Source organism: Pseudomonas sp. 910_23, assembly GCF_052850795.1.
The window spans coordinates 52,657-77,395 of record NZ_VXCZ01000016.1; the positions used below are offsets into that span (position 1 = coordinate 52,657).

At 60.5% G+C, this 24,739-nt stretch carries 22 protein-coding genes; 12 read left to right on the plus strand and 10 right to left on the minus strand.

Annotated features, from left to right (window positions below; all coding sequences use genetic code 11):
- Positions 1 to 42: 42 nt before the first annotated feature.
- The 5 genes from FW800_RS19015 (at position 43) to yccS (ending at position 7,602) form a co-directional block, all read left to right on the plus strand.
- The gene (locus tag FW800_RS19015; protein WP_248130619.1) at positions 43 to 933 is read left to right on the plus strand and encodes an alpha/beta fold hydrolase; all 891 of its coding nucleotides are present in this window, start codon (positions 43 to 45) and stop codon (positions 931 to 933) included.
- A gap of 35 nt (positions 934 to 968) precedes the next feature.
- Positions 969 to 2,396, plus strand: coding sequence for a multidrug transporter subunit MdtD (mdtD, locus tag FW800_RS19020; RefSeq protein ID WP_446438232.1), 1,428 nt, complete (start codon positions 969 to 971; stop codon positions 2,394 to 2,396).
- Between the two features lie 130 nt (positions 2,397 to 2,526).
- Positions 2,527 to 3,864, plus strand: a complete 1,338-nt coding sequence (gene dbpA, locus FW800_RS19025) for an ATP-dependent RNA helicase DbpA (protein WP_232289440.1) — start codon at positions 2,527 to 2,529, stop codon at positions 3,862 to 3,864.
- 159 nt (positions 3,865 to 4,023) lie between these two features.
- The gene (locus FW800_RS19030; protein ID WP_032879024.1) at positions 4,024 to 5,202 is read left to right on the plus strand and encodes an NAD(P)/FAD-dependent oxidoreductase; all 1,179 of its coding nucleotides are present in this window, start codon (positions 4,024 to 4,026) and stop codon (positions 5,200 to 5,202) included.
- 216 nt (positions 5,203 to 5,418) lie between these two features.
- On the plus strand, positions 5,419 to 7,602 hold the full coding sequence (gene yccS, locus FW800_RS19035; RefSeq protein WP_005792181.1) for a YccS family putative transporter: 2,184 nt from the start codon (positions 5,419 to 5,421) through the stop codon (positions 7,600 to 7,602).
- 4 nt (positions 7,603 to 7,606) lie between these two features.
- On the opposite strand, the gene FW800_RS19040 is transcribed toward yccS, so the two are convergent.
- Positions 7,607 to 8,344, minus strand: coding sequence for a substrate-binding periplasmic protein (locus tag FW800_RS19040; RefSeq protein WP_032879022.1), 738 nt, complete (start codon positions 8,342 to 8,344; stop codon positions 7,607 to 7,609).
- Between the two features lie 197 nt (positions 8,345 to 8,541).
- On the opposite strand from FW800_RS19040, the gene FW800_RS19045 reads away from it, so the two are divergent.
- Entirely contained in the window at positions 8,542 to 8,994 is a 453-nt protein-coding gene (locus tag FW800_RS19045) for a GNAT family N-acetyltransferase (RefSeq protein WP_103735277.1), read from the plus strand.
- A gap of 68 nt (positions 8,995 to 9,062) precedes the next feature.
- Here FW800_RS19045 and FW800_RS19050 read toward each other — a convergent pair whose 3' ends face one another.
- Genes FW800_RS19050 through FW800_RS19060 form a run of 3 tightly spaced genes read right to left on the minus strand, consistent with a single transcriptional unit; the run spans position 9,063 to position 12,025 of the window.
- A complete protein-coding gene (locus FW800_RS19050; protein ID WP_005792184.1) occupies positions 9,063 to 9,359 on the minus strand; it encodes a winged helix-turn-helix domain-containing protein in 297 nt (98 codons plus the stop codon).
- Positions 9,360 to 9,376: 17 nt separating this feature from the next.
- The gene (locus FW800_RS19055) at positions 9,377 to 9,877 is read right to left on the minus strand and encodes a M48 metallopeptidase family protein (RefSeq protein WP_032879017.1); all 501 of its coding nucleotides are present in this window, start codon (positions 9,875 to 9,877) and stop codon (positions 9,377 to 9,379) included.
- Positions 9,878 to 9,919: 42 nt separating this feature from the next.
- Positions 9,920 to 12,025: a putative bifunctional diguanylate cyclase/phosphodiesterase gene (locus tag FW800_RS19060; RefSeq protein ID WP_446438233.1), complete on the minus strand. Its 2,106-nt coding sequence runs from the start codon at positions 12,023 to 12,025 to the stop codon at positions 9,920 to 9,922.
- A 310-nt stretch (positions 12,026 to 12,335) separates the two neighbouring features.
- Between FW800_RS19060 and FW800_RS19065 the strand changes: the two genes are divergently transcribed.
- The gene (locus FW800_RS19065) at positions 12,336 to 13,001 is read left to right on the plus strand and encodes a polysaccharide lyase family 7 protein (RefSeq protein WP_446438234.1); all 666 of its coding nucleotides are present in this window, start codon (positions 12,336 to 12,338) and stop codon (positions 12,999 to 13,001) included.
- A 485-nt stretch (positions 13,002 to 13,486) separates the two neighbouring features.
- Entirely contained in the window at positions 13,487 to 13,780 is a 294-nt protein-coding gene (locus FW800_RS19070) for a fructose-bisphosphate aldolase (RefSeq protein ID WP_446438235.1), read from the plus strand.
- A gap of 59 nt (positions 13,781 to 13,839) precedes the next feature.
- Here the strand turns inward: FW800_RS19070 and fba are convergent, their stop codons facing one another.
- From fba to tkt, 6 genes are all read right to left on the minus strand, one after another.
- Positions 13,840 to 14,904, minus strand: coding sequence for a class II fructose-bisphosphate aldolase (fba, locus tag FW800_RS19075; protein WP_003177554.1), 1,065 nt, complete (start codon positions 14,902 to 14,904; stop codon positions 13,840 to 13,842).
- Positions 14,905 to 15,027: 123 nt separating this feature from the next.
- Complete coding sequence (locus tag FW800_RS19080; protein WP_446438236.1) at positions 15,028 to 15,363, minus strand: MliC family protein; 336 nt, start codon at positions 15,361 to 15,363, stop codon at positions 15,028 to 15,030.
- 60 nt (positions 15,364 to 15,423) lie between these two features.
- Positions 15,424 to 15,651, minus strand: a complete 228-nt coding sequence (locus tag FW800_RS19085) for a hypothetical protein (protein ID WP_005792197.1) — start codon at positions 15,649 to 15,651, stop codon at positions 15,424 to 15,426.
- Positions 15,652 to 15,682: 31 nt separating this feature from the next.
- On the minus strand, positions 15,683 to 16,846 hold the full coding sequence (locus FW800_RS19090) for a phosphoglycerate kinase (protein ID WP_032879003.1): 1,164 nt from the start codon (positions 16,844 to 16,846) through the stop codon (positions 15,683 to 15,685).
- A gap of 17 nt (positions 16,847 to 16,863) precedes the next feature.
- On the minus strand, positions 16,864 to 17,919 hold the full coding sequence (gene epd, locus FW800_RS19095) for an erythrose-4-phosphate dehydrogenase (RefSeq protein WP_103734253.1): 1,056 nt from the start codon (positions 17,917 to 17,919) through the stop codon (positions 16,864 to 16,866).
- A 138-nt stretch (positions 17,920 to 18,057) separates the two neighbouring features.
- A complete protein-coding gene (gene tkt / locus FW800_RS19100; protein WP_005792201.1) occupies positions 18,058 to 20,055 on the minus strand; it encodes a transketolase in 1,998 nt (665 codons plus the stop codon).
- A gap of 260 nt (positions 20,056 to 20,315) precedes the next feature.
- Here tkt and FW800_RS19105 point away from each other — a divergent pair, with 260 nt between their 5' ends.
- The 4 genes from FW800_RS19105 to FW800_RS19120 all read left to right on the plus strand — a co-directional run bounded on the left by FW800_RS19105 (position 20,316) and on the right by FW800_RS19120 (position 24,733).
- A complete protein-coding gene (locus tag FW800_RS19105; protein ID WP_446438237.1) occupies positions 20,316 to 21,311 on the plus strand; it encodes an ArsR/SmtB family transcription factor in 996 nt (331 codons plus the stop codon).
- Positions 21,312 to 21,330: 19 nt separating this feature from the next.
- Positions 21,331 to 22,521 (plus strand): methionine adenosyltransferase, encoded by a 1,191-nt coding sequence (metK, locus tag FW800_RS19110; RefSeq protein WP_032878996.1) that lies wholly within the window; start codon positions 21,331 to 21,333, stop codon positions 22,519 to 22,521.
- 110 nt (positions 22,522 to 22,631) lie between these two features.
- A complete protein-coding gene (ligB, locus tag FW800_RS19115; RefSeq protein WP_446438238.1) occupies positions 22,632 to 24,296 on the plus strand; it encodes an NAD-dependent DNA ligase LigB in 1,665 nt (554 codons plus the stop codon).
- A gap of 41 nt (positions 24,297 to 24,337) precedes the next feature.
- The gene (locus FW800_RS19120; protein WP_446438239.1) at positions 24,338 to 24,733 is read left to right on the plus strand and encodes a DUF1090 domain-containing protein; all 396 of its coding nucleotides are present in this window, start codon (positions 24,338 to 24,340) and stop codon (positions 24,731 to 24,733) included.
- The last annotated feature ends 6 nt before the right edge of the window (positions 24,734 to 24,739 follow it).

Genomic DNA, 24,739 nt, shown 5'->3' on the forward strand with positions numbered 1-24,739 from the left:
GATGCATGACCTTGCCTGGACTGGGCAAGCTGGAGCCTTCAGATGAACCATGGAAGTTTTGTCATAGAGAAGCTGTTCAAACACTACAACGTTCACGTAGAGCAGCTCGGTAACCATCCGCATAGAAAAACCGTACTGATGGTCAATGGCGCGCTGTCCACCACGCGCTCCTTTGCCCGCACCAGCAAATGCCTGGCCGAGCATTTCAATGTGCTGCTGTTCGACTTGCCGTTCTCCGGCTACTCGCGCGAGCACAACAACGACCTTGACCTGGTCACCAAGGACGACGAGGTGCAAATCCTGCGTGCCCTGGTGGAACGCTTTGAGGTCAACCATCTGGTGTCGGCCTCGTGGGGCGGCATCTCTACGCTGCTGACCCTGGCGCACAACCCGCCCTCCATCGAAAGCTCGGTGGTGATGGCCCTGGCGCCCAACCTCAACCAGGCCATGCTCGAATACGTGGAGCGCGTGCGCGTGTTGATCGAGGCCGATGACAAATCTGCGGTCGGCCACCTGCTCAACGAGACGGTCGGCAAATACCTGTCGCCGCGCCTCAAGCGCAACAACCATCGGCACCTGTCGACCATGGCCACTACCGAGTACCGCCAGGCGCGCTTTCACATTCACCAGGTCCTGGCCTTGGGCGATGGCAACTACTTGCCAGCGCTGCGACAGATCGAGACGCCGGTGCACTTTCTCAACGGTGCCCTGGACGAATACACCCCGGCCGCCGAGGCCCAGCTGTTCAAACAATATGTAGGCCGCAGCAGCTTTGCGGTGGCCGAGCATACCGGCCACCTGCTGGACCTGGAGTCTCGGGAGGCGGCGCTGGCAGTTCACCGTGCATTGCTGGATTTCCTGGTCGGAGAGCACGCAACGTTGTCGGACTTAGACGAACCGCCAGTGGGAAAAGGAGCGACGAATGGCGCATAATCGCCAACACATAGCCTGCTAATAAAAGGGTCCCCATGCCGAATCGTGCCCCTCTCGATGCCAAGACCGCCCGCTGGCTCCCCTGGGTGGTAGCGATTGCCTTCTTCATGCAATCGCTGGATGGGACGATCCTCAACACGGCCCTGCCGGCCATGGCTCGGGACCTCGCGGAGAACCCGCTGCGCATGCAGGGGGTGGTGATTGCCTACATGCTCACCGTCGCCCTGCTGATTCCCGCATCTGGCTGGATCGCTGACCGCTTTGGCACCAAGAAGATTTTCTTTGGCGCGATCATGCTGTTCAGCCTCGGCTCGCTGCTGTGCGCGTTGTCCAGCAGCCTGACCATGCTGGTGGGCGCACGGGTGATCCAGGGCTTGGGCGGTGCGCTGATGCTGCCGGTCGGGCGGCTGGTGGTGCTGCGCGCTTATCCACGTTCCGAGTTGGTGCGCATCATGGGCTTCATCACCATCCCCGGCCTGCTCGGCCCATTACTGGGCCCGACCATGGGCGGCTGGATGGTGCAATACCTGACCTGGCACTGGATCTTCCTGATCAACCTGCCGGTGGGCATGATCGGCTGCTATGCCGTGTGGAAATTCATTCCCGACCTGCGCGGCAGCGAACGCACGCGCTTCGACGGCCTGGGTTTCCTGCTGTTCGGCGCGGCAATGGTGCTGATCACCATCGCCATGGAGGGCCTGGGCGAACTGCACCTGCCGCACCTGCGGGTCATATTGCTGCTGTTCGGCGGGTTCGCCTGCCTGGCGGCGTACTGGCTGCGCGCCGGGCATATTGATAACCCGTTGTTCTCGCCGGTGCTGTTCAAGACCCGCACCTTTGCCGTCGGCATTCTGGGCAACCTGTTTGCGCGGCTGGGCAGCGGCGCACTGCCGTTCCTGGTACCGCTGCTGTTGCAGGTGGCACTGGGTTACTCGCCATCGGAAGCCGGGATGAGCATGCTGCCACTCGCGGCGGCGGCGATGTTTGCCAAATCCGTGGCAAGGCCGTTGATCGAGCGCCTCGGTTATCGCATCGTGCTGACCGGCAACACCTTGGCTCTGGGCATCATGCTGGCGAGCATGGGCCTGGTCAGCGAGCACACGCCCTACCCGCTGCTGCTGGCAATGCTGGCGGTGCTGGGGGCGATCAACTCGCTGCAATTCACGGCGATGAACACCGTGACCCTGATCGACCTCGACGACACCCAGGCCAGCAGCGGCAACAGTTTGTTGTCGGTGGTGGCGCAGTTGTCCCTCAGCCTCGGCGTAGCCTGCGCCGGCGCGTTGCTTGGCGGGTTTACTGCCGAGGCCGGCAATGACGGTGTGGAAAGTGTCCTCGGCGCGTTCCAGTTGACCTTCCTCACCGTGGGTATCATGGCGATGCTGGCGGCGGCGATCTTCCTGCAATTGTCGCCAAAAGACGGCAAACGCGTGGTCAGCCGCGAGCACGATATCGAGCACTGACGGGCTTCTCGTCGAGAACTTGCGGGGAAAATCCCACAGGGCTGGTACACTGCGCGACATTTTGTTTTGCAGAGCCAGTCCCGTGACTACCATCGCCACCGCTTTTAATACTTTGCCCCTGTCCGCCGCCATGCTGGCTAACCTCGACTCGCTGGGTTACGTCGAGATGACGCAGATCCAGGCGCAAAGCTTGCCGGTGATCCTCAAGGGGCTGGACCTGATTGCCCAGGCCAAGACCGGCAGCGGCAAGACCGCCGCCTTCGGCATCGGCCTGTTGAACCCGATCAACCCACGTTACTTCGGTTGCCAGGCGCTGGTGATGTGCCCCACCCGTGAACTGGCCGACCAGGTCGCCAAGGAAATCCGTCGTCTGGCCCGTGCCGAAGACAACATCAAGGTGCTGACCCTGTGCGGCGGCGTGTCCCTCGGCCCGCAGATCGCCTCCCTGGAGCATGGCGCCCACGTCATCGTCGGCACTCCGGGCCGCATCCAGCAGCACCTGCGCAAAGGCTCGCTGGTACTGGATGGCCTGAACACCCTGATCCTCGACGAAGCCGACCGTATGCTCGACATGGGCTTCTACGACGCCATCGAAGACATCATCAGCAAGACCCCGCCACGCCGCCAGACCCTGCTGTTCTCGGCCACCTACCCGGTGAGCATCAAGCAACTGGCGTCCAAGTTCATGCGTGCGCCGCAGCAGGTGAAGGCAGAGGCGTTCCACTCCGATGACCAGATCGAACAGCGCTTCTACGAAATCTCGCCGGAAGAGCGCATGGACGCGGTGACCAAGGTGCTCGCGCACTTCCGCCCGGCTTCCTGCGTGGCGTTCTGCTTCACCAAGCAGCAAGTGCAGGAAACTGTCGACCACCTGACAGCCAAAGGCATTTCCGCCGTCGGCCTGCACGGCGACCTGGAACAACGCGACCGTGACCAGGTACTGGCGATGTTCGCCAACCGCAGCACCTCGGTGCTGGTGGCTACCGACGTGGCTGCCCGTGGCCTGGACATCGACTCGCTGGACATGGTGATCAACGTCGAACTGGCCCGCGACTCGGAAATCCACATCCACCGCGTTGGCCGTACCGGTCGTGCTGGCGAGACCGGTATCGCCATCAGCCTGGTGGCGCCGTCCGAAGCGCACCGCGCCCAGGCCATCGAGCAACTGCAGAAGTCGCCGCTGAACTGGGACCAACTGGACAACCTCAAGCCGCAAAGCGGTGGCCCGCTGCTGCCGCAGATGAGCACCCTGTGCATCGCCGCCGGGCGTAAAGACAAAGTCCGCCCAGGCGACATTCTGGGTGCATTGACCGGTGAAGCCGGCATTCCGGGCGCCCAGGTCGGCAAGATTGCGATCTTTGACTTCCAGGCCTTCGTGGCCGTGGAACGCGGGATCGCCAAGCAGGCGTTGCAGCGCTTGAATGACGGCAAGATCAAAGGCCGTTCGTTGCGCGTGCGGATCCTGTAAATATCTCGCACACCAATGGAGATTCAAATGTGGGAGGGGGCTTGCTCCCGATAGCGGAGTCTCAGTCAATATAGATGTGACTGAACCACCGCCATCGGGAGCAAGCCCCCTCCCACATTTGACTGTATTTCAATTCAGAATTTGTATGAGGACACCGTTTTGCGCTCGACCGAAGTTGTGATCATTGGCGCCGGCGCGGCAGGCTTGATGTGCGCGCTGACTGCCGCCGGGCGTGGGCGCAAAGTGATGCTGATCGACCACGCCAACAAGGCCGGCAAGAAGATCCTGATGTCCGGTGGTGGCCGCTGCAACTTCACCAATATGTACACCGAGCCTGCCAACTTCCTCTCGCATAACGCGCACTTCTGCAAGTCGGCCCTGGCGCGCTACACCCAGTGGGATTTCATTGGGCTGGTGGCCAAGCACGGTGTGCCGTACCACGAGAAAAAACTCGGCCAGCTGTTCTGCGATAACAAGTCCAGCGACATCCTCGGCATGTTGCTCGATGAGTGCATCCAGACCGGCGTGAGCCTGCACCTGGACACCTCCATCGAGGAAATCGCCAGGCTCGATAGCGGCTACCAATTGCAGACCACGCTCGGCGAGTTGCACTGCGAGTCGCTGGTGATTGCCACCGGTGGCTTGTCGATCCCCACATTGGGCGCCACCGGTTTTGGCTATCAAGTGGCCAAGCAATTTGGCCACGAACTGCTGCCAACCCGCGCCGGGCTGGTGCCGTTCACCATCACCGACCAGCTCAAGCCATTGTGCAGTGAGTTATCCGGCACTTCAGTGGATTGCCTGGTGAGCTGCAACGGCCAGAGCTTTCGCGAGAACATGCTGTTCACCCATCGCGGCCTGAGCGGGCCGGCGATTTTGCAGATCTCGTCTTACTGGGAATCCGGCGACACGGTGGAAATCAACCTGTTGCCCGATCATGACGCCCATGACTGGCTGCAACAGCAACAGGCCGAGCATCCCAACAGCGAGCTAAAGACCCTGCTGGGGGAGATTTTCACCAAGAAGATGGCCAACCTGCTGGCCCAAAGCTGGTTCGAATCCAAACCGATGAAGCAGTACACCCATGCTGAAATTGCCGATATCGCGCAAAAGCTTGGGAGCTGGCAACTCGTACCGGCCGGCACCGAGGGCTATCGCACTGCCGAGGTAACCTTAGGTGGAGTGGACACGCGGGAAGTGTCGTCCAAGACCATGGAATCACTGAAAAGCCCTGGCCTGTACTTCATCGGCGAAGTGCTGGATGTGACCGGTCACTTGGGCGGGTTCAACTTTCAGTGGGCCTGGGCGTCGGGCTACGCAGCCGCGCAATACGCCTGACACAACGCAGTAAAAATGTGGGAGGGGGCTTGCTCCCGATGGCGGTGTATCAGTCAGTACATCTGTTACTGATACACCGCCATCGGGAGCAAGCCCCCTCCAACATTGGTTTTGTAGTGATCTTGAAAAATTTGCTGTTGGATGTGATCACCACACTTGCCGTGGCGTCCTTGATAGCTCAATTTAGCGACAACGTCCCGGAAGACTCCAGACTTCATGTCATCGACCTCGTTCAAGCAGTCCATGCGGCGCCTGTGGGCGCTGGATAAATTCAGCTACAGCGTACGGGTGTTCATCGCCCTCACCGGCAGCATGGCGCTGTGTTGGTACCAGGATGAAATGACGCTGTTGATCCCGCTGTTCCTGGGGATTATCGCCAGTGCCCTGGCCGAGACTGATGACAGTTGGCAGGGCCGCCTCAACGCCCTGGCGGTGACACTGGTGTGTTTCAGCATCGCCGCGCTGTCGGTGGAATTGCTGTTCCCCTACCCCTGGATCTTTGCCATCGCCCTGGCCCTGGCCAGTTTCTCCCTGACCATGCTCGGTGCGCTGGGCGAACGCTATGGCGCGATTGCCTCGGCCACCTTGATTCTGTCGGTCTACACCATGATCGGCGTGGACCAGCGCGGCGGCGCCGTCACCGACTTCTGGCATGAGCCGCTGCTGCTGGTGGCCGGCGCCGCCTGGTACGGCGTGCTGTCGGTGCTGTGGCAGGCGCTGTTTTCCAACCAGCCGGTGCAGCAGAGCCTGGCGCGGTTGTTCCGTGAGCTGGGGCGCTATCTCAAGCTCAAGTCATCCTTGTTCGAGCCGATCCGCCAACTGGATGTGGAAGCCCGGCGCCTGGAACTGGCCCAGCAAAATGGCCGGGTGGTCGCCGCGCTGAATGCGGCCAAGGAAATCATTCTGCACCGTGTCGGCAATGGCCGACCGGGCTCGAAGGTCAGCCGCTACCTGAAGCTGTATTTCCTGGCCCAGGACATCCACGAACGCGCCAGTTCGTCTCACTACCCGTACAACGCCCTGACCGATGCCTTTTTCCACAGCGATGTGCTGTTTCGCTGCCAGCGCCTGCTGCGCCAGCAAGGCAAAGCCTGCCAGACCCTGGCCGAATCGATCCAACTGCGCCAACCGTTCATCTATGACGACAGCTTCGCCGAGGCCCTGGGCGACCTGAACGCCTCCCTGGAGCACCTGCGCATCCAGAGCAACCCCGCCTGGCGTGGCCTGTTGCGCTCGTTGCGCGCCTTGGCCGCCAACCTGTCCACCCTCGACCGCCTGCTGGGCGACGCCAGCAACCCCGATGCCCTGGCCGACGCTACCGACAGCAACCTGTTGGACCGCGCCCCGCGTAACTTCAAGGAAATGTGGACGCGCCTGCGCACCCAACTCACGCCGACGTCATTGCTGTTTCGGCACGCCTTGCGCCTGTCACTGGCATTGACCATCGGCTATGGCACCCTGCACGCCATCCACGCGTCCCAAGGTTACTGGATCATCCTCACCACCCTGTTCGTCTGCCAGCCGAGCTACGGCGCCACCCGCCGCAAACTCGGCCAGCGGATCATCGGCACCGCCATCGGCCTGACCGTGGCCTGGGCGCTGTTCGATTTGTTCCCCAACCCGGTCGTGCAATCGATGTTCGCCATCGCTGCGGGCCTGGTGTTCTTTATCAACCGCACCACGCGCTACACCCTGGCGACTGCAGCGATCACCCTGATGGTGCTGTTCTGCTTCAACCAGGTGGGCGATGGCTACGGGCTGTTTCTGCCTCGCCTGTTCGATACCCTGCTTGGCAGCCTGATCGCGGGGCTGGCGGTATTCCTGTTCCTGCCGGACTGGCAAGGCCGGCGCCTGAACAAAGTGCTGGCCAATACCCTGACCTGCAACAGCATCTACCTGCGCCAGATCATGCAGCAATACGCCGCCGGCAAGAGCGACGACCTGGCCTACCGCCTGGCCCGGCGCAACGCGCATAACGCCGATGCCGCGCTATCCACTACGCTGGCGAATATGCTGATGGAGCCTGGGCACTTTCGTAAGGAGGCCGACGTAGGCTTTCGCTTTCTGGTGCTGTCACACACCTTGCTCAGCTATTTGTCGGGTTTGGGTGCGCACCGCGAAACCCAGCTACCGGCCGACGTGCGTGAGCATTTGATCGAAGGCGCAGGCAACAGCCTGGCGGCAAGCATTGATGAGATCGCCAGCGGCCTGGCCAACAAACAGCCGATTGCGATCCAGAGTGATGCCGAGGAAGGGTTGGCGGCAGAGTTGGAGCAAATGCCGGATGAGATCGATGAGGCGCAGCGGCTGGTGCAAACGCAGTTGGCGTTGATTTGTCGGCAGCTGGGGCCGTTGCGCACGTTGGCCGCGCACTTGATCAAAGACACCAGCGCGGCTTAGGCCGCTACATCCCATGCGCCTTCATCAACCGCGCATAACTGCCATCCGCCTTCATCCGCGCAATCTCCCGATCAAAACCGGCAACAATCTGCGCGTGTTCGGGGTTCTTCAGGCTGACCAGGATATGCAAGCTGTTCTGGCTCAAGGGCTCGCCCACAAACGCCACGGCATTGCGCACCCGCGGCGATTCCCGCGCCAGGTAGTAACGCGCTACGTATTCATCCTCCAGCGTCAACCGCACGCGCCGGGCCGCCAACATGCGCACGGCCATGGCAAAGTTGTGCACCGGCACTTTCTGCAACAGCGTGTCTTGGTCAAACGCTGCCGAGTAGGCGTAACCGCGCACCACGGCGATCGTTTCGTCGTGCAGTTCTGTCAGGTTGCGATAAGCAATGGGATCGTCGCTACGCTTGAGAAAGCGCACACGGTTAAGCAAATACTCGCCGGAAAACTGCCCCAACTGCGTACGGGCCTCGTCGTACCAGGCGTTGATCAGCACGTCGTAGCGTCCGTCCCCCACCCCTTTCAAGGCGCGAGCCCAAGGCACCTGGTCAAAATCACTGGCATACCCCGCACGGGCCAGGGCCGTGCTGACGATATCCGTGGCCAGGCCGCCATTGATCAGGGTGGCATCGGTAAACGGCGGCCAGCTATCCGCCACCAGGCGCAGGCGTTGTGCCAACACCGGTTGGGCCAGTAACAACACGGCGATCAAAGCAACGGCACGAGTCAATCGCGGCATGCTCAAAGTCCTTGGCGGGCAGGCAGTGGCCTGATAACAGTAGCTCATCAATGAGAGTGCACTGCAGATTACACAAAGAAACCCGCGGTGCCCGCGCCGAATGATGGCAAATTGATGCCATTCACAAAATTACCATTTTAGACACCAGCGCCCGCCGCGCTTACTATTCTTGGCACGTCTTTATACGAGCACACATCATGACGGTTGATTGGGTCTGCAAACATCACGACGACTTGGGCAAGGAACAGCTGTACGCCATCCTGCGCCTGCGCAACGAGGTCTTCGTCGTCGAGCAACAATGCGTTTACCAGGACATCGACGGCCAGGATCTGGCGGGCGATACCCACCACTTGATGGCCTGGCAAGATGATGAGCTGGTGGCCTACCTGCGGTTACTGGACCCTGAGTCCCAGGGCGACGACGTAGTGATCGGCCGCGTCATCGTAGCAAAGGTGGCACGGGGCACCGGGCTGGGGCATCAAATGATGGAGGAAGCGCTCAAGCGCATTGAGAGTATCTGGCCAGAAATGCCGATTTTTCTCTCGGCCCAGGCGCATTTGCAGGGGTATTACGGGCGCTATGGGTTCGTAGTGGCGGGCGAGGAATACCTGGAAGACGATATTCCACATATTGGTATGCGGCGGGCTTGATGGCCTCATCGGGGGCGGTGCGACGATTCGACTTGCCCCCGATAGTGCCAGCCCAGCCACCACCTGTGTCAGGGGTAACCCAACACCTGCTTGATCATCGCAAGATTGGCCGCGATCCACCCCCGGTCAATCGCACCCCAATCACGAATCCGATAATGCCCAGCGTGATTACGCGCCCCCTCTTCCTGCTCAAACTCGCACACGATATCCAGGTCAGCCAACGCCGCAATCGTGTCCTGGGCCGTGCGCCGTGGCATGCCAGTGGCCTCGGTCAGCGCCGGGACGCTGCTGGCCAACTGGCTGTCGATCAAATACGCCACATACAGGCGGCGATAGAAGCTGCTTTTGGTCTTGCTCACATCCATGGTCTGTCGCCTTGTGGTTAGGGCTTGCCCTGCAAATCTCGCCAGGTCAGGTATACCCGCAGGTCGAATTCCACCTGATGGTAGTCCGGCATCATGTATTGGCAGAGTTTGTAGAACGCCTTGTTGTGGTCCGATTCCTTGAAGTGCGCCAGTTCATGCACCACGATCATGCGTAGAAACTGCGGGGCGGCCTCCTTGAACAGCGAAGCGATGCGAATCTCTTTCTTGGACTTGAGATTACCGCCCTGTACCCGGGAAATCGTGGTGTGCAAACCCAAGGCGCGATGAGTCAGGTCCAGCCGGTTATCGAACAGCACCTTGTCGATGGACGGCGCGTTGCGCAGGTGTTCCTGCTTCAAGGCCAGCGCGTAGGCATACAGCGCCTTGTCGCTCTGCACGGCGTGGCGTTCGGGGTAACGCTGCTCCAGATAGGCACCCAACTGGTCCTTGGCGATCAGTTGACGCACTTGCTCCTGAAGCGCAGCGGGATAGGCCTGGAGGTATTTCAACGCAGTCATGGGGTATGCAACGCAAATGGGACGGGCGCCAGTGTAGCGAATTCAACGCACGCGAGGGTACGACCAGCCTGCAACGTCCTCGGCCATCAACGGCAACGCCGCCCACGGCCCCTGGATATACGTGCAGCCATTGGCCTTGAGCCATTCTGTTTGCTCAAGGGTCTCTACGCCTTCAGCGATCACCAACACATCAAAATGCCCACACAACTGGATGATGCTGCGTGCCATTGCGGCATCCCGCGACGAGCCTGGCAGGCGCGCCACCAACTGCGGGTCAAGCTTGAGGGTGTCGAACGCAAGATCGCGCAAATGGGCCAGGGAGCAGTGGCCAGCACCAAAGTCATCCAGGGCTATACGCACGCCAATGCGGCGCAGTAACTGCAACTGTTTGGTCGACTCCTCAAGATTATTCATCAGGCAGTCTTCACCGATTTCCACCTCCAACTGCCGCCCACGCAGCCCATGTCGCTCCAGTACCTGCTGCAGTTGGTTGGCCAGGTTGGGCATATTGAACTGGCTGCTGCTCAGGCTCACGCTCAGCACCAGCTCAGGGTCGAAGGTAGCTTGCCAGGCCTGGCGCTGAGCAGCGACTTGCTGGTAGATCCAGGTGCTCAACTGGCTGATCAAGCGCGCCTCTTCCAACAACGGCAAAAACAAACCTGGTGGCACATCGCCGACACTCGGATGCTGCCAGCGCAACAGTGCTTCGACACCGCGCAGACGCCCATCCTCCAGGCACATCTGGGGTTGGTACACCAAGGTGAAATCCTTGTTCGCAATGGCTGTGCGTACGCTGTCTTCGAGCATCAGCCGCGAACGGGCGCGGCCGTTCATTTCCTGGTCGTAGTAACGATACTGCTGACGTCCGGCGCGCTTGGCTTCGTACATAGCGATATCTGCTGCCCGTAACAGACCGCTCAGGTCCGAGCCGCAATCCGGAAACGTCGCAATGCCAATACTGACGCCGAGCATCACATCCAGACCGTCGACCTGCTGGCACACAGACACTCGCTCGATCAGCTTTTCCGCGATCTTCGCAGCCTGTTCGGGGAACTCAAGCTCCAGCAAGGCGGTGAACTCGTCCCCGCCAATGCGTCCGAGAATGTCGTAGGAACGCAGACATGCCTGCATTTGTTCAGACACCCAACGCAGCACGCGATCACCGGCGTCGTGGCCCAACGTATCGTTGACCCGCTTGAAGCCATCAAGGTCCAGATACAGCAGTACCAGCGCCTGCTCGCTGCGTTCGCCGCGCAGCAACGTATTCTCCACCGCCTGATGAAAACCCCGCCGGTTCAGCAGCCCGGTCAACGGGTCGGTCACGGCCTGGAACTCCAGCTGCTGGTGCAGGTGGCGCACTTCAGACATGTCCAGCACTGTCACCACCATCGCCTGCTGCTCGGCAGGCAAGGGCGCGCAGGATAACGCCACCGGCACCTGCTGCCCGCGACCAGTACGCAAAATGGCATCGTGCTGGCGCCACGTCTGGCCCTTGCGATACGCCTCGTACATCGGGAAGCCCAGCCAAGTGGGCACATGAGGTTTTTGCAGAAAACTGAGGAAACTCTCCCCCTGCAACTCGGCCATCGTGGCATTGAGCAGCCGCGAAATGGCCGGGTTGGCGTACTCGATCACACTGGTTTCGCCCACCACCAGAATGCCCTCGGCGGCGTTATCCAGCACCGAGGCATTAAAGGCGCGGGCCAGTTCCAGGTCATGGCTCAGGCGCTGCAAAGCGCGGCGATTACGCTGGTGATCCAGCAACGCCTGCACCTTGGGCTTGAGGATAAGTGGGTCAAACGGCTTGAACAGGTAGTCGATCGCACCGCTGGCATACCCTTCAAGTACCGCATCGGGTGAATGGGCAGTGGCTGTCAGGAAGATAATCGGCGTCATGCGCGTGCGTTGGCTGCCACGCATCAGACGTGCCACCTCGAAGCCATCCATACCGGGCATGCGCACGTCCAGCAACACCAGGTCGACGTCGTGGGCCAGCAGCAATTCCAAGGCTTCCAGGCCGGAAGCGGCGGTCATTACCCGCCAGTCTTCACACTGCAATAGCGCACGCATGCTGACGAGATTTTCCGGGTAGTCATCGACCACCAAAAGGACCGAACTGGCATCGCCTGGGTGTGGAGCGCAATCCATGCTACGTCTCTTCCTTGGGGAGCTGCACCGGTCAGTTCTGTTACCAAACCCGGATAAATACTGAGGGCTCACTCTAGCCTCGGTTCCAAAAAAGCAGAAGTGACGTGGATGCCCTCATTGAAACAAAAGCCAGGAAGCCGACTAACGGTAAGGCCCTGCAGCCCGCGGCTCATGGGCAACATGGCTTTTTGGCATTCCTCTGACGCCAATTAATTGCCAGCGATTGTTTAACAATTGCACCAGCACCGCCTATAAAGAACCGGTAAGGCCTCTGGGCCAACGTTTTCACCCTCTGTAAAAGGCCAACACCATGATCGACCTCTCCACCTGGAACCTGAGCATTCCGGTCGGCTCCCCGCCCACGACCATCGACACCCCAAGGCTGCTGAGTGGCTTCAACGATCAATACTTCCAGGCCGAAGGCAGCGATGTGCAGTTCTGGACCCCCGTGACCGGCACCCGCACCGAAAACGCCATTTACCCACGCAGCGAACTGCGCGAAACCTACGCCGACGGGCGCCTGCGCAACTGGACCTACCCCGAGGCCGACAACTTCCTGCGCGCCACCCTCACGGTCAACCAGGTACCCACCTCTGGCAAAGTCGTCATCGGCCAGATCCACGCCTATGACAGCCAGAAACCACTGATCAAGCTGGAGTACCAGTTCAAGGAAAAAACCCAGACCGGCAACATCGTCGCCAAGGTGCGCATGCGCCCGGACGATTCCGAGAGCCAGGTCATCATCGTCGCCTCCGACGTGCCGCTGGAGAAGAGCTTCACCTACGTTATTAATCTCAATAAAGCCGGGCTGCTCAGCGTGTACGCGGCCGACAGCGAGTGGAATGAACGCATTGGCGCTGCCTGGGGCGACAAGCCGTTGTACTTCAAGGCGGGGGTGTATGTGCAGGACAACAGTGGGGACAGCAAGGAAGGCGCGCGGGTGACGTTTGCGAAGTTGGATATTGATCACGAGTGAATGGATTAGCCTATTTCGAGTAGGCAACGTCCGACAAGCCCAAGGATCATTCCCCGATAAATCCAGACGATTAAATCCCCTGTGGGAGGGGGCTTGCTCCCGATAGCGGTGTGTCAGCTCCAATAGCTGTGACTGACCCACCGCAATCGGGAGCAAGCCCCCTCCCACATTTGGCCTGTGTGGCCTGAGGGCCTGGTGTTCGTCCTACAGGACCGTTGCGGTCAGCCAACTCGCCGCTTATAGCTCGCCCCGTCGCCGGCGTTGATCAGCGATAGGGTTTCGCAGCCCTACAGAGTTAAAACCGCACCCGTCAAAAACAGCCCCGGTATTCTTGCCGACGGCCGTCTTTGTTATGGCGGCTGTGCGTGGGAGACCTTCGGGTCTGCCGGGTCTTAACTCCTCGGTCTGCGAACCCGCGTACAGCTGCCACCTAATTTGTTTCGCAGCAAACGATGGTCAATCTTCTTTCGAGTTAAGGATTCACCATGACCCAACAACTACCACCCCGCCGTTTCACCCCCTGCACCGAAACCGCCACCGACTACCCCGTGCTGTTGATCGACAGCGAAGCCCCACTGCTCGACCTCCACGCCTGCCTGCGCGAACGTCTCAATGCCGCTCTCGAACACCTAAACCTGATGGCTTGCTCCAGCCTGCCGGATTTCGCCGAGCGAGACCTGAACAACGTGGCCAATACTGCCCGCATTCTGGTGCAGGACGTGAGTGATGTGTTTCGAGTCATTGAACACCGTGGTTTCGGCGCGTCACCTGCAAGTTGATTAAATGGTGTCCATAAAAAAGCCCGCATCGCTGCGGGCTTTTTATTAACACTTGAGGCTTAGTTCACCTTAGCGTTCAACTCACCCTTCAAATACCGCTGGTACATCGCTTCCAACGAGATCGGCTTGATCTTCGAAGCATTACCCGCAGTACCAAACGCTTCGTAGCGAGCAATACACACGTCGCGCATTGCGGTCACGGTGGCACCGAAGAATTTACGTGGGTCGAACTCGCTCGGGTTGGTGGCCATCAGGCGACGCATTGCGCCAGTGGAGGCCAGGCGCAGGTCGGTGTCGATGTTGACCTTGCGCACGCCGTACTTGATGCCTTCGACGATTTCTTCAACCGGTACGCCGTAGGTTTCTTTGATGTCGCCGCCGTACTGGTTGATGATCGCCAGCCACTCTTGCGGGACCGAGGAAGAGCCGTGCATCACCAGGTGGGTGTTGGGGATGCGCTTGTGGATTTCCTTGATGCGGTCGATAGCCAGCACGTCGCCGGTAGGTGGCTTGGTGAACTTGTAGGCGCCGTGGCTGGTGCCGATGGCGATGGCCAAGGCGTCGACCTGGGTCTTCTTGACGAAGTCGGCCGCTTCTTCCGGGTCGGTCAGCATCTGGCTGTGATCCAGCACGCCTTCGGCGCCGATGCCGTCTTCTTCGCCGGCCATGCCGGTTTCAAGCGAACCCAGGCAGCCCAGCTCGCCTTCGACCGACACGCCGCAGGCATGAGCCATGGCCACAGTTTGTTGGGTGACGCGTACGTTGTACTCGTAGTCGGTTGGGGTCTTGCCGTCTTCGCCGAGGGAGCCATCCATCATCACCGAGCTGAAGCCCAGCTGGATGGAGCGCTGGCACACGTCAGGGCTGGTGCCGTGGTCCTGGTGCATGCACACCGGGATATGTGGGAATTCTTCGATGGCTGCAAGGATCAGGTGACGCAGGAACGGGGCACCGGCGTATTTGCGCGCACCGGCCGAAGCCTGGACGATCACAGGGGAGTCGGTCTTGTCAGCGGCTTCCATGATGGCGCGCATCTGCTCAAGGTTGTTGACGTTAAAGGCTGGGACGCCGTAGCCGAACTCGGCTGCGTGGTCCAGCATTTGACGCATGCTGATAAGTGCCATTGTGTTGTCTCTCCCGGTCGAGGGTCGTTAATCGTGCAAGCCTGCCGTAGCGGCGGCTGCTATTCAAGTTATTGCAGATCAAGGGGTTAAGCTTGAGCTGCTGAATCGTTATTGCTGTTGGGTTCAGTTGGCTTTGCAGCCGCGCCCAATCAAATCATCGGTGGCAACCCAGTACACCAGGCCTTCCTCACCTTTGGTGTGAAACGCCAACTGGCCGTCGCTATACAGCACGCCGGAGGCGGCTACCTCTTGCTTGAGACGGTAAACCTGGTCCGAACCGCCGAGGCGTACATCCACTTCGGAACGGGCCTGGTTGGCGAAGCGCCAGTTGATCTCGGCCTTACTGTCGCAGGTCCAGGTGGTCCACTTGTCGGCAGGCTCTGCGGCCTTGCTGAACATGTTCATGCTGCTGCAACCGGCCAACAGGGCCAGGGCTGCCAGGGCGAAAACGCCTTTCATTGCCAATCCTCGCAGGGCGACCTGGGGCCGCCGTTGCTGTTGGTTAGTGGATCAGACCCGTCAAGGGCAACCCTGTTCCTGACCGTTGGGCGCGGAGTCGTATTTCTCCAGCCGTTCGTTGCCGATGCGCTTGTTGATCACCGGCATGGTCTCGGCTTGCCAGTCAGCCTGGTAACAGCTTTTGTTCAACGGAGCCTTGGCGTTGTCCGCCTCCGGCGCCGCGCTGGGTGTGCCGCTGCAGCCGGCCAACAAGCCCGCTGCGATCACCAGTGCCAACGACTTGATCATGGGAACACTCCTTTTCCTGATCACGCGAGCCTTAGCCCTTGGCTCGGGTTTCCAGCACTTCCACGGCTGGCAAAACCTTGCCCTCGACGAATTCGAGGAAGGCGCCGCCACCGGTAGAAATGTAGGAGATCTGATCAGCAACGCCATATTTATCGATGGCCGCCAAGGTGTCACCGCCGCCGGCGATGGAGAAGGCCGAGCTTTCAGCAATAGCTTTGGCCAGCACTTTGGTGCCGTTGCCGAACTGGTCGAACTCGAACACGCCTACCGGGCCATTCCACAGGATAGTCTGGGATGCCTTGAGCAGTTCGGCGAAGTTGGCCGCGGTTTGCGGGCCGATGTCCAGGATCATGTCGTCAGCGGCCACGTCAGCGATGAGCTTGACGGTGGCTTCGGCGCTTTCAGCGAACTCTTTGGCAACGACCACGTCCACCGGCAATGGCACGCTGACTTTGGCGGCGATGGCGCGGGCGGTATCCAGCAGGTCCGGTTCGTACAGGGACTTGCCCACCGGGTGGCCGGCTGCGGCCAGGAAGGTGTTGGCGATGCCGCCGCCGACGATCAACTGGTTGCAGATCTGGCTGAGGCTATTGAGTACATCCAGCTTGGTGGAGACCTTGGAGCCGGCAACGATGGCCGCCATTGGCTGGGCCGGAGCGCCCAGGGCCTTGCCCAACGCATCCAGCTCAGCAGCCAGCAGTGGGCCGGCAGCGGCAACCTTGGCGAACTTGGCCACACCGTGGGTCGAACCTTCGGCGCGGTGAGCAGTGCCGAAAGCGTCCATCACGAACACATCGCACAAGGCGGCATATTGCTGGGCCAGTTCGTCGCTGTTCTTTTTCTCGCCCTTGTTGAAGCGCACGTTTTCGAACAGCACGATGTCACCGGCTTTCACGTCCACGCCGCCCAGGTAGTCTGCGACCAGTGGCACGTCACGGCCCAGGGCCTTGCTCAGGTACTCGGCGACAGGCTTGAGGCTGTTTTCGGCAGAGAACTCACCTTCGGTCGGGCGACCCAAGTGGGAGCAAACCATCACGGCCGCGCCTTTTTCCAGGGCCAGCTTGATGGTCGGCAGCGAGGCCAGGATTCGCGCATCGCTGGTGACAACACCGTCCTTGACTGGGACGTTGAGGTCTTCGCGGATCAGTACGCGTTTACCTTGCAGATCGAGGTCGGTCATCTTCAACACGGTCATGGGTCGCAGTTCCTGAATTACTGTTGAGGTTGTTTAGAGGCGATGTGCAGATAATGTTCCGCAACATCCAGCATTCGGTTGGCAAAACCCCATTCGTTGTCGAACCAGGCCAGGATGTTCACCAGCCTGGGGCCGGAAACGCGAGTCTGGCTGGCATCGACAATCGCCGAATGCGGGTCATGGTTGAAATCGCAACTGGCGTGGGGCAACTCGGTGTAGGCCAGCAGGCCTTTGAGCGGGCCGCTGGTGGCGGCGTCACGCAGTATCCGGTTGACCTCCGTCGCATCGGTGTCGCTGACGGTTTGCATGGTGATATCCAGGCAAGACACGTTTACCGTCGGCACCCGTACGGCTTTGGCCTGGATTCGCCCGGCAAGTTCCGGCAACAGTCGCTCGATGCCGCGAGCTAAGCCTGTGGACACCGGAATCACTGACTGGAACGCCGAACGCGTGCGGCGCAGGTCTTCGTGGTGATAGGCGTCGATCACCGGCTGGTCGTTCATCGCCGAGTGAATCGTGGTGATCGACACATAATCCAGGCCGATCGCCTGATCCAGCAGGCGCAACAATGGCACGCTGCAGTTGGTGGTACACGAAGCGTTGGACACCAGCAGCTCATCACCGGTCAGGCAATCCTGGTTGATGCCATAGACAATGGTGGCGTCGACATCCGCCTCGCTGGCCATCGGCTGTGAAAACAGCACACGCGGCGCACCGGCGTCGAGAAAACGCTGGCCATCGGCACGGGTGTTATAGACACCGGAGCATTCCAGCACCAGGTCGACGCCCAGTGCTTTCCAGTCGATGCCTTCGGGGGTGGCACTGCGCAACACTTGTACGCAGTTGCCATTGATATGCAGACAATCGCCGTCGACTCGCACTTCGCCGGGAAAGCGCCCGTGGGTGGAGTCAAAGCGTGTCAGGTATTCGATGCTGGCCATGTCGGCCAGATCGTTGATTGCAACAATTTCAAACCCGGCTGCCGCCCCTCGCTCGAACAGAGCACGCAAGACGCAACGACCAATGCGGCCGTAGCCGTTGAGTGCAACTTTGTAGGGACGCGGTTGGGGCATGGGGTTCTCGATCAAGGTTAGTTCGGTGTTGAATGTTCTGACGCCATCGCGGGCAAGCCCACTCCCACATTAGACCGCGATCCAAATGTGGGAGCGGGCTTGCCCGCGATAGCGCCAGTGCAGACAACGCAGACTGACTTAGTCTTCCAGCAACTCTTCAGCCTGACCCAGGATGTTTTCCAGGGTGAAACCGAACTCTTCGAACAACGCTGGTGCCGGCGCCGACTCACCATAGGTGGTCATGCCGATCACGCGGCCTTCCAGGCCCACGTACTTGTACCAGTAGTCAGCGTGAGCCGCTTCGATGGCGATACGCGCGCTGACCTGCAGCGGCAACACCGATTGCTTGTAGCCGGCGTCCTGGGCTTCGAACACGCTGGTGCATGGCATGGATACAACGCGAACGTTGCGGCCCTGGGCGGTCAGCTTGTCGTAGGCCTGAACGGTCAGGCCCACTTCGGAACCGGTGGAGATCAGGATCAGCTCCGGCTCGCCGATGCAGTCCTTGAGCACATAACCACCACGGCTGATGTCGGCGATCTGCGCGTCGGTACGCACCTGGTGTTGCAGGTTCTGGCGCGAGAAGATCAGCGCCGATGGGCCGTCCTTGCGCTCGATGGCGTGCTTCCAGGCCACGGCGGATTCGACCGCGTCGGCTGGGCGCCAGCAGTCCAGGTTCGGCGTGGTACGCAGGCTGGTCAGTTGCTCGACCGGCTGGTGCGTCGGGCCGTCTTCACCCAGGCCGATGGAGTCGTGGGTGTACACATGGATCACACGCTTCTTCATCAGTGCGGCCATGCGCACGGCGTTACGGGCGTATTCCATGAACATCAGGAAGGTCGCGCCGTATGGCACCAGGCCGCCGTGCAGGGACACGCCGTTCATGATGGCGCTCATGCCGAACTCGCGCACGCCGTAGTACATGTAGTTGCCGCTGGCATCTTCTGCCGAGACACCTTTGCAGCCTTTCCACAGGGTCAGGTTGGAACCGGCCAGGTCGGCCGAACCGCCGAGGATCTCAGGCAGCAGCGGGCCAAAGGCGTTCAGGGTGTTCTGGCTGGCTTTACGGCTGGCGATGGTCTCGCCCTTGGCCGCGACTTCGGCGATGTAGGCCGAGGCTTTTGCCGAGAAGTCGGCAGGCAGGTCACCGGCCAGACGGCGTACCAGCTCGTTGGCCAGTTCCGGGAATTCGGCGGAGTAGGCAGCGAAACGCTGGTCCCATTCGGCTTCGGTGGCCAGGCCTTTTTCCTTGGCGTCCCATTCGGCATAGATGTCGGCCGGGATTTCAAACGGGCCGTGGTTCCACTTCAGCGCTTCACGGGTCAGGGCGATTTCCGCGTCACCCAGTGGGGCGCCGTGGCAGTCTTCTTTACCTTGCTTGTTCGGCGAGCCGAAACCGATGGTGGTCTTGCAGCAGATCAGGGTTGGCTGCGCGCTCTTGCGAGCGGTGTCGATGGCGATCTTGATTTCTTCCGGATCGTGGCCGTCGACGTTGCGGATCACCTGCCAGTTGTAGGCTTCGAAACGCTTGGGGGTGTCGTCGGTGAACCAGCCTTCGACTTCGCCGTCGATGGAAATGCCGTTGTCATCGTAGAAGGCAATCAGCTTGCCCAGGCCAAGGGTGCCGGCCAGGGAGGCGACTTCGTGGGAGATGCCTTCCATCATGCAGCCATCACCCAGGAACACATAGGTGTGGTGGTCGACGATGTCGTGGCCAGGGCGGTTGAATTGCGCGCCCAGAACTTTTTCAGCCAGCGCGAAGCCGACAGCGTTGGCCAGGCCCTGACCCAGGGGACCGGTAGTGGTCTCCACGCCTGGGGTGTAGCCGAATTCCGGGTGACCGGGGGTGCGGCTGTGCAGCTGACGGAAGCTCTTGAGGTCGTCGATGGTGACGTCGTAGCCGGTCAGGTGCAGCAGCGAATAGATCAGCATCGAGCCGTGGCCGTTGGACAGCACGAAGCGGTCACGGTCGGCGAACGACGGGTTGCTCGGGTTGTGTTTCAGGTAGTCACGCCAAAGTACCTCGGCGATATCCGCCATGCCCATCGGGGCACCGGGATGGCCGCTGTTGGCTTTTTGCACGGCATCCATGCTGAGGGCACGAATGGCGTTGGCACGCTCACGACGGCTGGGCATCGCTGATCTCCTGGAGTTTACTTATAAAGAAACGGAAAAAAGGACCGGCATTTTCCCTCAGCCACCGCCTGCGGGCAATGACAGATAGTCACTTGAGGGTGTTTTTCCTGTGGTTTGAACGGCAATAGGTTGCAGAAACCTTTAACTGGTTCGTCTAAAGGTTATAGCGGCGGCTTATAACCGCCACTTATCGATCAATATCAAAACTTTTTGATATTGACCTTGCAGGGATTTACACCCGTCACTAGACTGCTGGCCTTATGAACCTACCCGTGCCCTCCCTACGTCCTGACGACGGCGATGAACTGGCAGCCCTTTGCAAGGCTGCAGGTGATCCGTTGCGCCTGAACGTATTGCGCGCACTGGCCAACGATTCGTTCGGGGTGCTGGAACTGGCGCAGATCTTCGCCATCGGCCAATCCGGCATGAGCCACCACTTGAAGGTGCTGGCCCAGGCCGACCTGGTCGCCACGCGCCGCGAAGGTAATGCGATTTTTTACCGCCGCGCCCTGCCCCATACCGAACAGCTGGGCGGCAAACTGCACGCCGCCTTGCTTGAGGAAGTGGATAACCTGGGCCTGCCGAGCGACGTACAGTCGCGCATCGGCCAGGTCCACGGGCAACGCGCCGCCGCCAGCCAGGACTTTTTCTCCCGGGTTGCCGACAAGTTTCGCGCCCAGCAGGACCTGATCGCCGGCTTGCCCCAATACCGCGAAAGCGTACTGGCGCTGTTGGACAAGCTGAGCTTCAGTACTGAGGCCACGGCCCTGGAAGTCGGCCCTGGCGACGGCGGTTTCCTGCCGGAATTGGCGCGCCGCTTCGTGCAGGTCACGGCGCTGGACAACAGCCCGGCGATGCTGGATCTGGCGCGCCAGCTCTGTGAGCGCGAAGCCTTGGGCAATGTGCGCCTGCAGTTGGCCGACGCCCTGGGTGACACCGGCCTGCGGGCCGATTGCGTGGTGCTGAACATGGTCTTGCACCATTTCGCCGCACCGGCCGATGCCCTCAAGCAAATGGCCGGGTTGCTGCACCCCGGCGGTAGCCTGCTGGTTACGGATTTATGCAGCCACAACCAGAATTGGGCCAAGGAGGCCTGCGGTGATCTCTGGCTGGGTTTTGAACAGGACGATCTGGCCCGTTGGGCCACCGCTGCGGGACTCGTTCCCGGGGAAAGCCTCTATGTAGGTTTACGTAATGGTTTCCAGATTCAGGTCCGCCATTTTCAGCGGCCGGCTGGCGACACTCACCATCGGTAAATATCAGGAAAACATCGAGATGAGCGAATACTCCCTTTTCACCTCCGAGTCCGTGTCTGAAGGGCATCCGGACAAAATCGCCGACCAGATCTCTGACGCGGTGCTGGACGCTATCATCGCTGAAGACAAGTTCGCCCGCGTGGCGTGCGAGACGCTGGTGAAAACGGGCGTGGCGATCATCGCCGGTGAAGTCACCACTACAGCCTGGGTCGACCTGGAGCAGATCGTTCGTGACGTGATCACCGACATTGGCTACAACAGCTCCGACGTCGGCTTCGACGGCGCGACCTGCGGCGTGATGAACATCATCGGCAAGCAATCGCCTGACATCAACCAGGGTGTAGACCGTGCCAAGCCTGAAGATCAGGGCGCCGGCGACCAGGGCCTGATGTTCGGCTACGCCAGCAATGAAACCGACGTGCTGATGCCGGCGCCGATCACCTTCTCGCACCAGTTGGTGCAACGCCAGGCCGAAGCACGTAAATCCGGGGTATTGCCTTGGCTGCGCCCGGACGCCAAGTCCCAGGTGACCTGCCGTTACGAAGGCGGCAAAGTCGTGGGTATCGACGCCGTTGTGCTGTCGACACAGCACAACCCGGACGTGTCCTACGCCGACCTGCGCGAAGGCGTGATGGAGCTGATCGTCAAGCACGTGCTGCCTGCCGAGTTGCTGACCAAGGACACCCAGTTCCACATCAACCCGACCGGACAGTTCATCATCGGCGGCCCCGTGGGCGACTGCGGCCTGACTGGTCGCAAGATCATCGTCGACAGTTACGGCGGCATGGCCCGTCACGGCGGTGGCGCGTTCTCGGGTAAAGACCCGTCCAAGGTTGACCGTTCGGCCGCTTATGCCGGTCGTTATGTGGCCAAGAACATCGTGGCTGCCGGCCTGGCCGAGCGCTGCGAAATTCAGGTTTCCTACGCTATTGGCGTGGCGCAGCCTACGTCGATCTCGCTGAACACCTTCGGCACCGGCAAGATCAGCGACGAGAAAATCGTCAAGCTGGTGCGTGAAATCTTCGACCTGCGCCCCTACGCAATCACCACCATGCTCGACCTGCTGCACCCGATGTATCAGGAAACCGCAGCCTACGGCCACTTCGGCCGTACCCCTGCGCAGAAGACTGTTGGCGATGACACCTTCAGCACCTTCACCTGGGAAAAAACCGACCGAGCCAACGACCTGCGTATCGCTGCCGGCCTGTAAGCGTTCGCGCTGTATACAGAAACACCCGGTAAAAAGCCCCGAGCAATCGGGGCTTTTTTGTGGGCGCCTGGATGACTTAGGCTGGGCTCCCTTTTCGAGCAAGGATGCTCATGATGCATAAGTTCATGGCTTTTTTTCTCAGTGTTTTATCCAGCTGGACGTGGGCAGAAACGTGCCCCGATCACGCTCACCTGCAACTCGACAGCTTGGCCAGGCAGATCAGCCAGTGGGACGACAGTTACCACCGCCAGGGCCAATCCCCCATCAGTGACGAACTCTACGACCAGGCCCGCCAGCGCCTGGCGCAATGGCGTGAATGCACACGCCAAGCCACGCCGAAAGCGGACAACCCGCTGGCCAGTTCACGCGGCACGTTACGGCACCCAGTCGCGCACACCGGCCTGGAAAAGCTGCCAGACGAACCGGCAGTCAAGGAGTGGCTCAGCACCCGCCAGGATGTATGGATCCAACCCAAGGTCGATGGGGTGGCGGTGACGCTCGTCTATCGCGAGGGCCGCTTGCAGCAACTCATCAGCCGAGGCGATGGCGTGCTGGGCCACGATTGGTCGGCCTCGGCCGCCAGGATCCCCGGTATCGTCCAACAGCTGCCAGACGCGATTGATGTGGTGCTGCAAGGCGAACTTTACTGGCGCCTTGATCACCATGTGCAAGCGATAAACGGTGGGCTCAATGCGCGCAGCAAAGTGGCCGGCCTGATGAACCGGCGACAATTGAGCGACGCTGAGGCGGCAGGCATCGGCTTGTTCGTCTGGGCCTGGCCTGACGGTCCGGTGGACTTCACCGAGCGCCTGGCCACCCTGACGCGCTGGGGCTTCAGCGATACACAGCGTTATAGCCACCCCATTGAGCACATCAGCGAAGCCACTCATTGGCGCACGCATTGGTACAACGCACCGCTGCCCTTCGCCAGCGATGGCGTGGTGCTGCACCAGGCTGCACGGGCACCCGCCGAGCGCTGGCAAGCCAGTGCGCCTTATTGGATGGTCGCCTGGAAGTATCCAGCCATCAAAGCCCTGGCACTGGTGCGTAAGGTGCAATTCAGGATCGGTCGCACCGGGCGCATCACCCCCATCCTAGAACTGGAACCCGTGTGGCTGGATGATCGGCAGATCAGCCGGGTCAGCGCCGGCTCCCTGAAACGCTGGCAAGCCCTGGATATCCGCCCCGGCGACCATGTGTCGATCAGCCTGGCGGGCCAGGTCATTCCCCGACTGGACGAGGTGATCCTGCGCAACGAAACCCGTGTGGACATGCAGCTACCCAACCCTCGCGATTTTCACGCCCTGAGTTGCTGGCAAATGGAGCCCGGCTGCGAAGATCAATTACTCGCCCGCCTCACCTGGCTGAGCGGCAAACAGGGCCTGGCCTTGCCACATATGGGCCGTGAAACCTGGAACATATTGATCCAGGCCGGTCTAATCGCAGGCTTTCTCGATTGGTTAACCCTGGATGCGGCGCAGCTTGCTACCATTGAGGGCTTCGGTGATCGCACTCGTGAGCGAGTGCTCGACAGTTTTAACAACGCCCGGCAACGCCCTTTTTCACAATGGCTCAAGGCCTTGGGCGTACCGCCAGCGGCGCGCAACAACCTGGAGGGCGACTGGCAGACGCTGGCCGCCAAAGACACCCAAGCCTGGCTGGCCTCAGACGGCATCGGCCCGGGTCGTGCAGCGCAACTGAGCGCGTTTTTTCGCGACCCGCAGGTGCAAGCCTTGGCTGAAACATTACGCGAGGCCGGGATAGATGGGTTTTGAACGCCACCCGGCCACCTGATTGCGACCTTGGAGCTTTATAGATGAAATTTCTCGCCCCCTTTGCCTTGCTGACCCTCGCAAGTTTCACAACCATGCCACTGCTGGCCGCTGAAGAAGCGCAGCCGCTCACCGGCTGCGCCGCCAAGCGCCAGGCCATCAGCACCCAGATCGAACAAGCCAAGGCCCACGGTAACAGCGCCCAACAGGCCGGCCTGGAAAAAGCCCTGAGCGAAGTCACCGCCAACTGCACCGACGCCACCTTGAAAAAAGAACGTGAAAACAAGGTGCTCGACGCCAAGCACGAAGTCTCCCGCCGTCAGGCCGACCTCGACAAGGCCATGAAAAAAGGCGATCCGGACAAGATCAACAAGCGTAAGGACAAACTGGCCGAGTCGCGCAAAGAACTACAGGACGCGGTGGAAGAACTCGACCAGTAAAAACGA

Coding starts and splice junctions, on each gene's coding strand:
- ligB (WP_446438238.1), top strand. CDS start 22,632: ATGATGCATAAGTTCATGGCTTTTTTTCTCAGTGTTTTATCCAGCTGG.
- FW800_RS19045 (WP_103735277.1), top strand. CDS start 8,542: ATGACGGTTGATTGGGTCTGCAAACATCACGACGACTTGGGCAAGGAA.
- dbpA (WP_232289440.1), top strand. CDS start 2,527: ATGCTGGCTAACCTCGACTCGCTGGGTTACGTCGAGATGACGCAGATC.
- FW800_RS19085 (WP_005792197.1), bottom strand. CDS start 15,651: ATGATCAAGTCGTTGGCACTGGTGATCGCAGCGGGCTTGTTGGCCGGC.
- epd (WP_103734253.1), bottom strand. CDS start 17,919: ATGCCCCAACCGCGTCCCTACAAAGTTGCACTCAACGGCTACGGCCGC.
- FW800_RS19080 (WP_446438236.1), bottom strand. CDS start 15,363: ATGAAAGGCGTTTTCGCCCTGGCAGCCCTGGCCCTGTTGGCCGGTTGC.
- FW800_RS19060 (WP_446438233.1), bottom strand. CDS start 12,025: ATGGATTGCGCTCCACACCCAGGCGATGCCAGTTCGGTCCTTTTGGTG.
- metK (WP_032878996.1), top strand. CDS start 21,331: ATGAGCGAATACTCCCTTTTCACCTCCGAGTCCGTGTCTGAAGGGCAT.
- tkt (WP_005792201.1), bottom strand. CDS start 20,055: ATGCCCAGCCGTCGTGAGCGTGCCAACGCCATTCGTGCCCTCAGCATG.
- FW800_RS19070 (WP_446438235.1), top strand. CDS start 13,487: ATGACCCAACAACTACCACCCCGCCGTTTCACCCCCTGCACCGAAACC.
- FW800_RS19040 (WP_032879022.1), bottom strand. CDS start 8,344: ATGCCGCGATTGACTCGTGCCGTTGCTTTGATCGCCGTGTTGTTACTG.
- FW800_RS19065 (WP_446438234.1), top strand. CDS start 12,336: ATGATCGACCTCTCCACCTGGAACCTGAGCATTCCGGTCGGCTCCCCG.
- FW800_RS19055 (WP_032879017.1), bottom strand. CDS start 9,877: ATGACTGCGTTGAAATACCTCCAGGCCTATCCCGCTGCGCTTCAGGAG.
- FW800_RS19050 (WP_005792184.1), bottom strand. CDS start 9,359: ATGGATGTGAGCAAGACCAAAAGCAGCTTCTATCGCCGCCTGTATGTG.
- FW800_RS19120 (WP_446438239.1), top strand. CDS start 24,338: ATGAAATTTCTCGCCCCCTTTGCCTTGCTGACCCTCGCAAGTTTCACA.
- FW800_RS19105 (WP_446438237.1), top strand. CDS start 20,316: ATGAACCTACCCGTGCCCTCCCTACGTCCTGACGACGGCGATGAACTG.
- yccS (WP_005792181.1), top strand. CDS start 5,419: ATGTCATCGACCTCGTTCAAGCAGTCCATGCGGCGCCTGTGGGCGCTG.
- FW800_RS19015 (WP_248130619.1), top strand. CDS start 43: ATGAACCATGGAAGTTTTGTCATAGAGAAGCTGTTCAAACACTACAAC.
- FW800_RS19090 (WP_032879003.1), bottom strand. CDS start 16,846: ATGACCGTGTTGAAGATGACCGACCTCGATCTGCAAGGTAAACGCGTA.
- mdtD (WP_446438232.1), top strand. CDS start 969: ATGCCGAATCGTGCCCCTCTCGATGCCAAGACCGCCCGCTGGCTCCCC.
- fba (WP_003177554.1), bottom strand. CDS start 14,904: ATGGCACTTATCAGCATGCGTCAAATGCTGGACCACGCAGCCGAGTTC.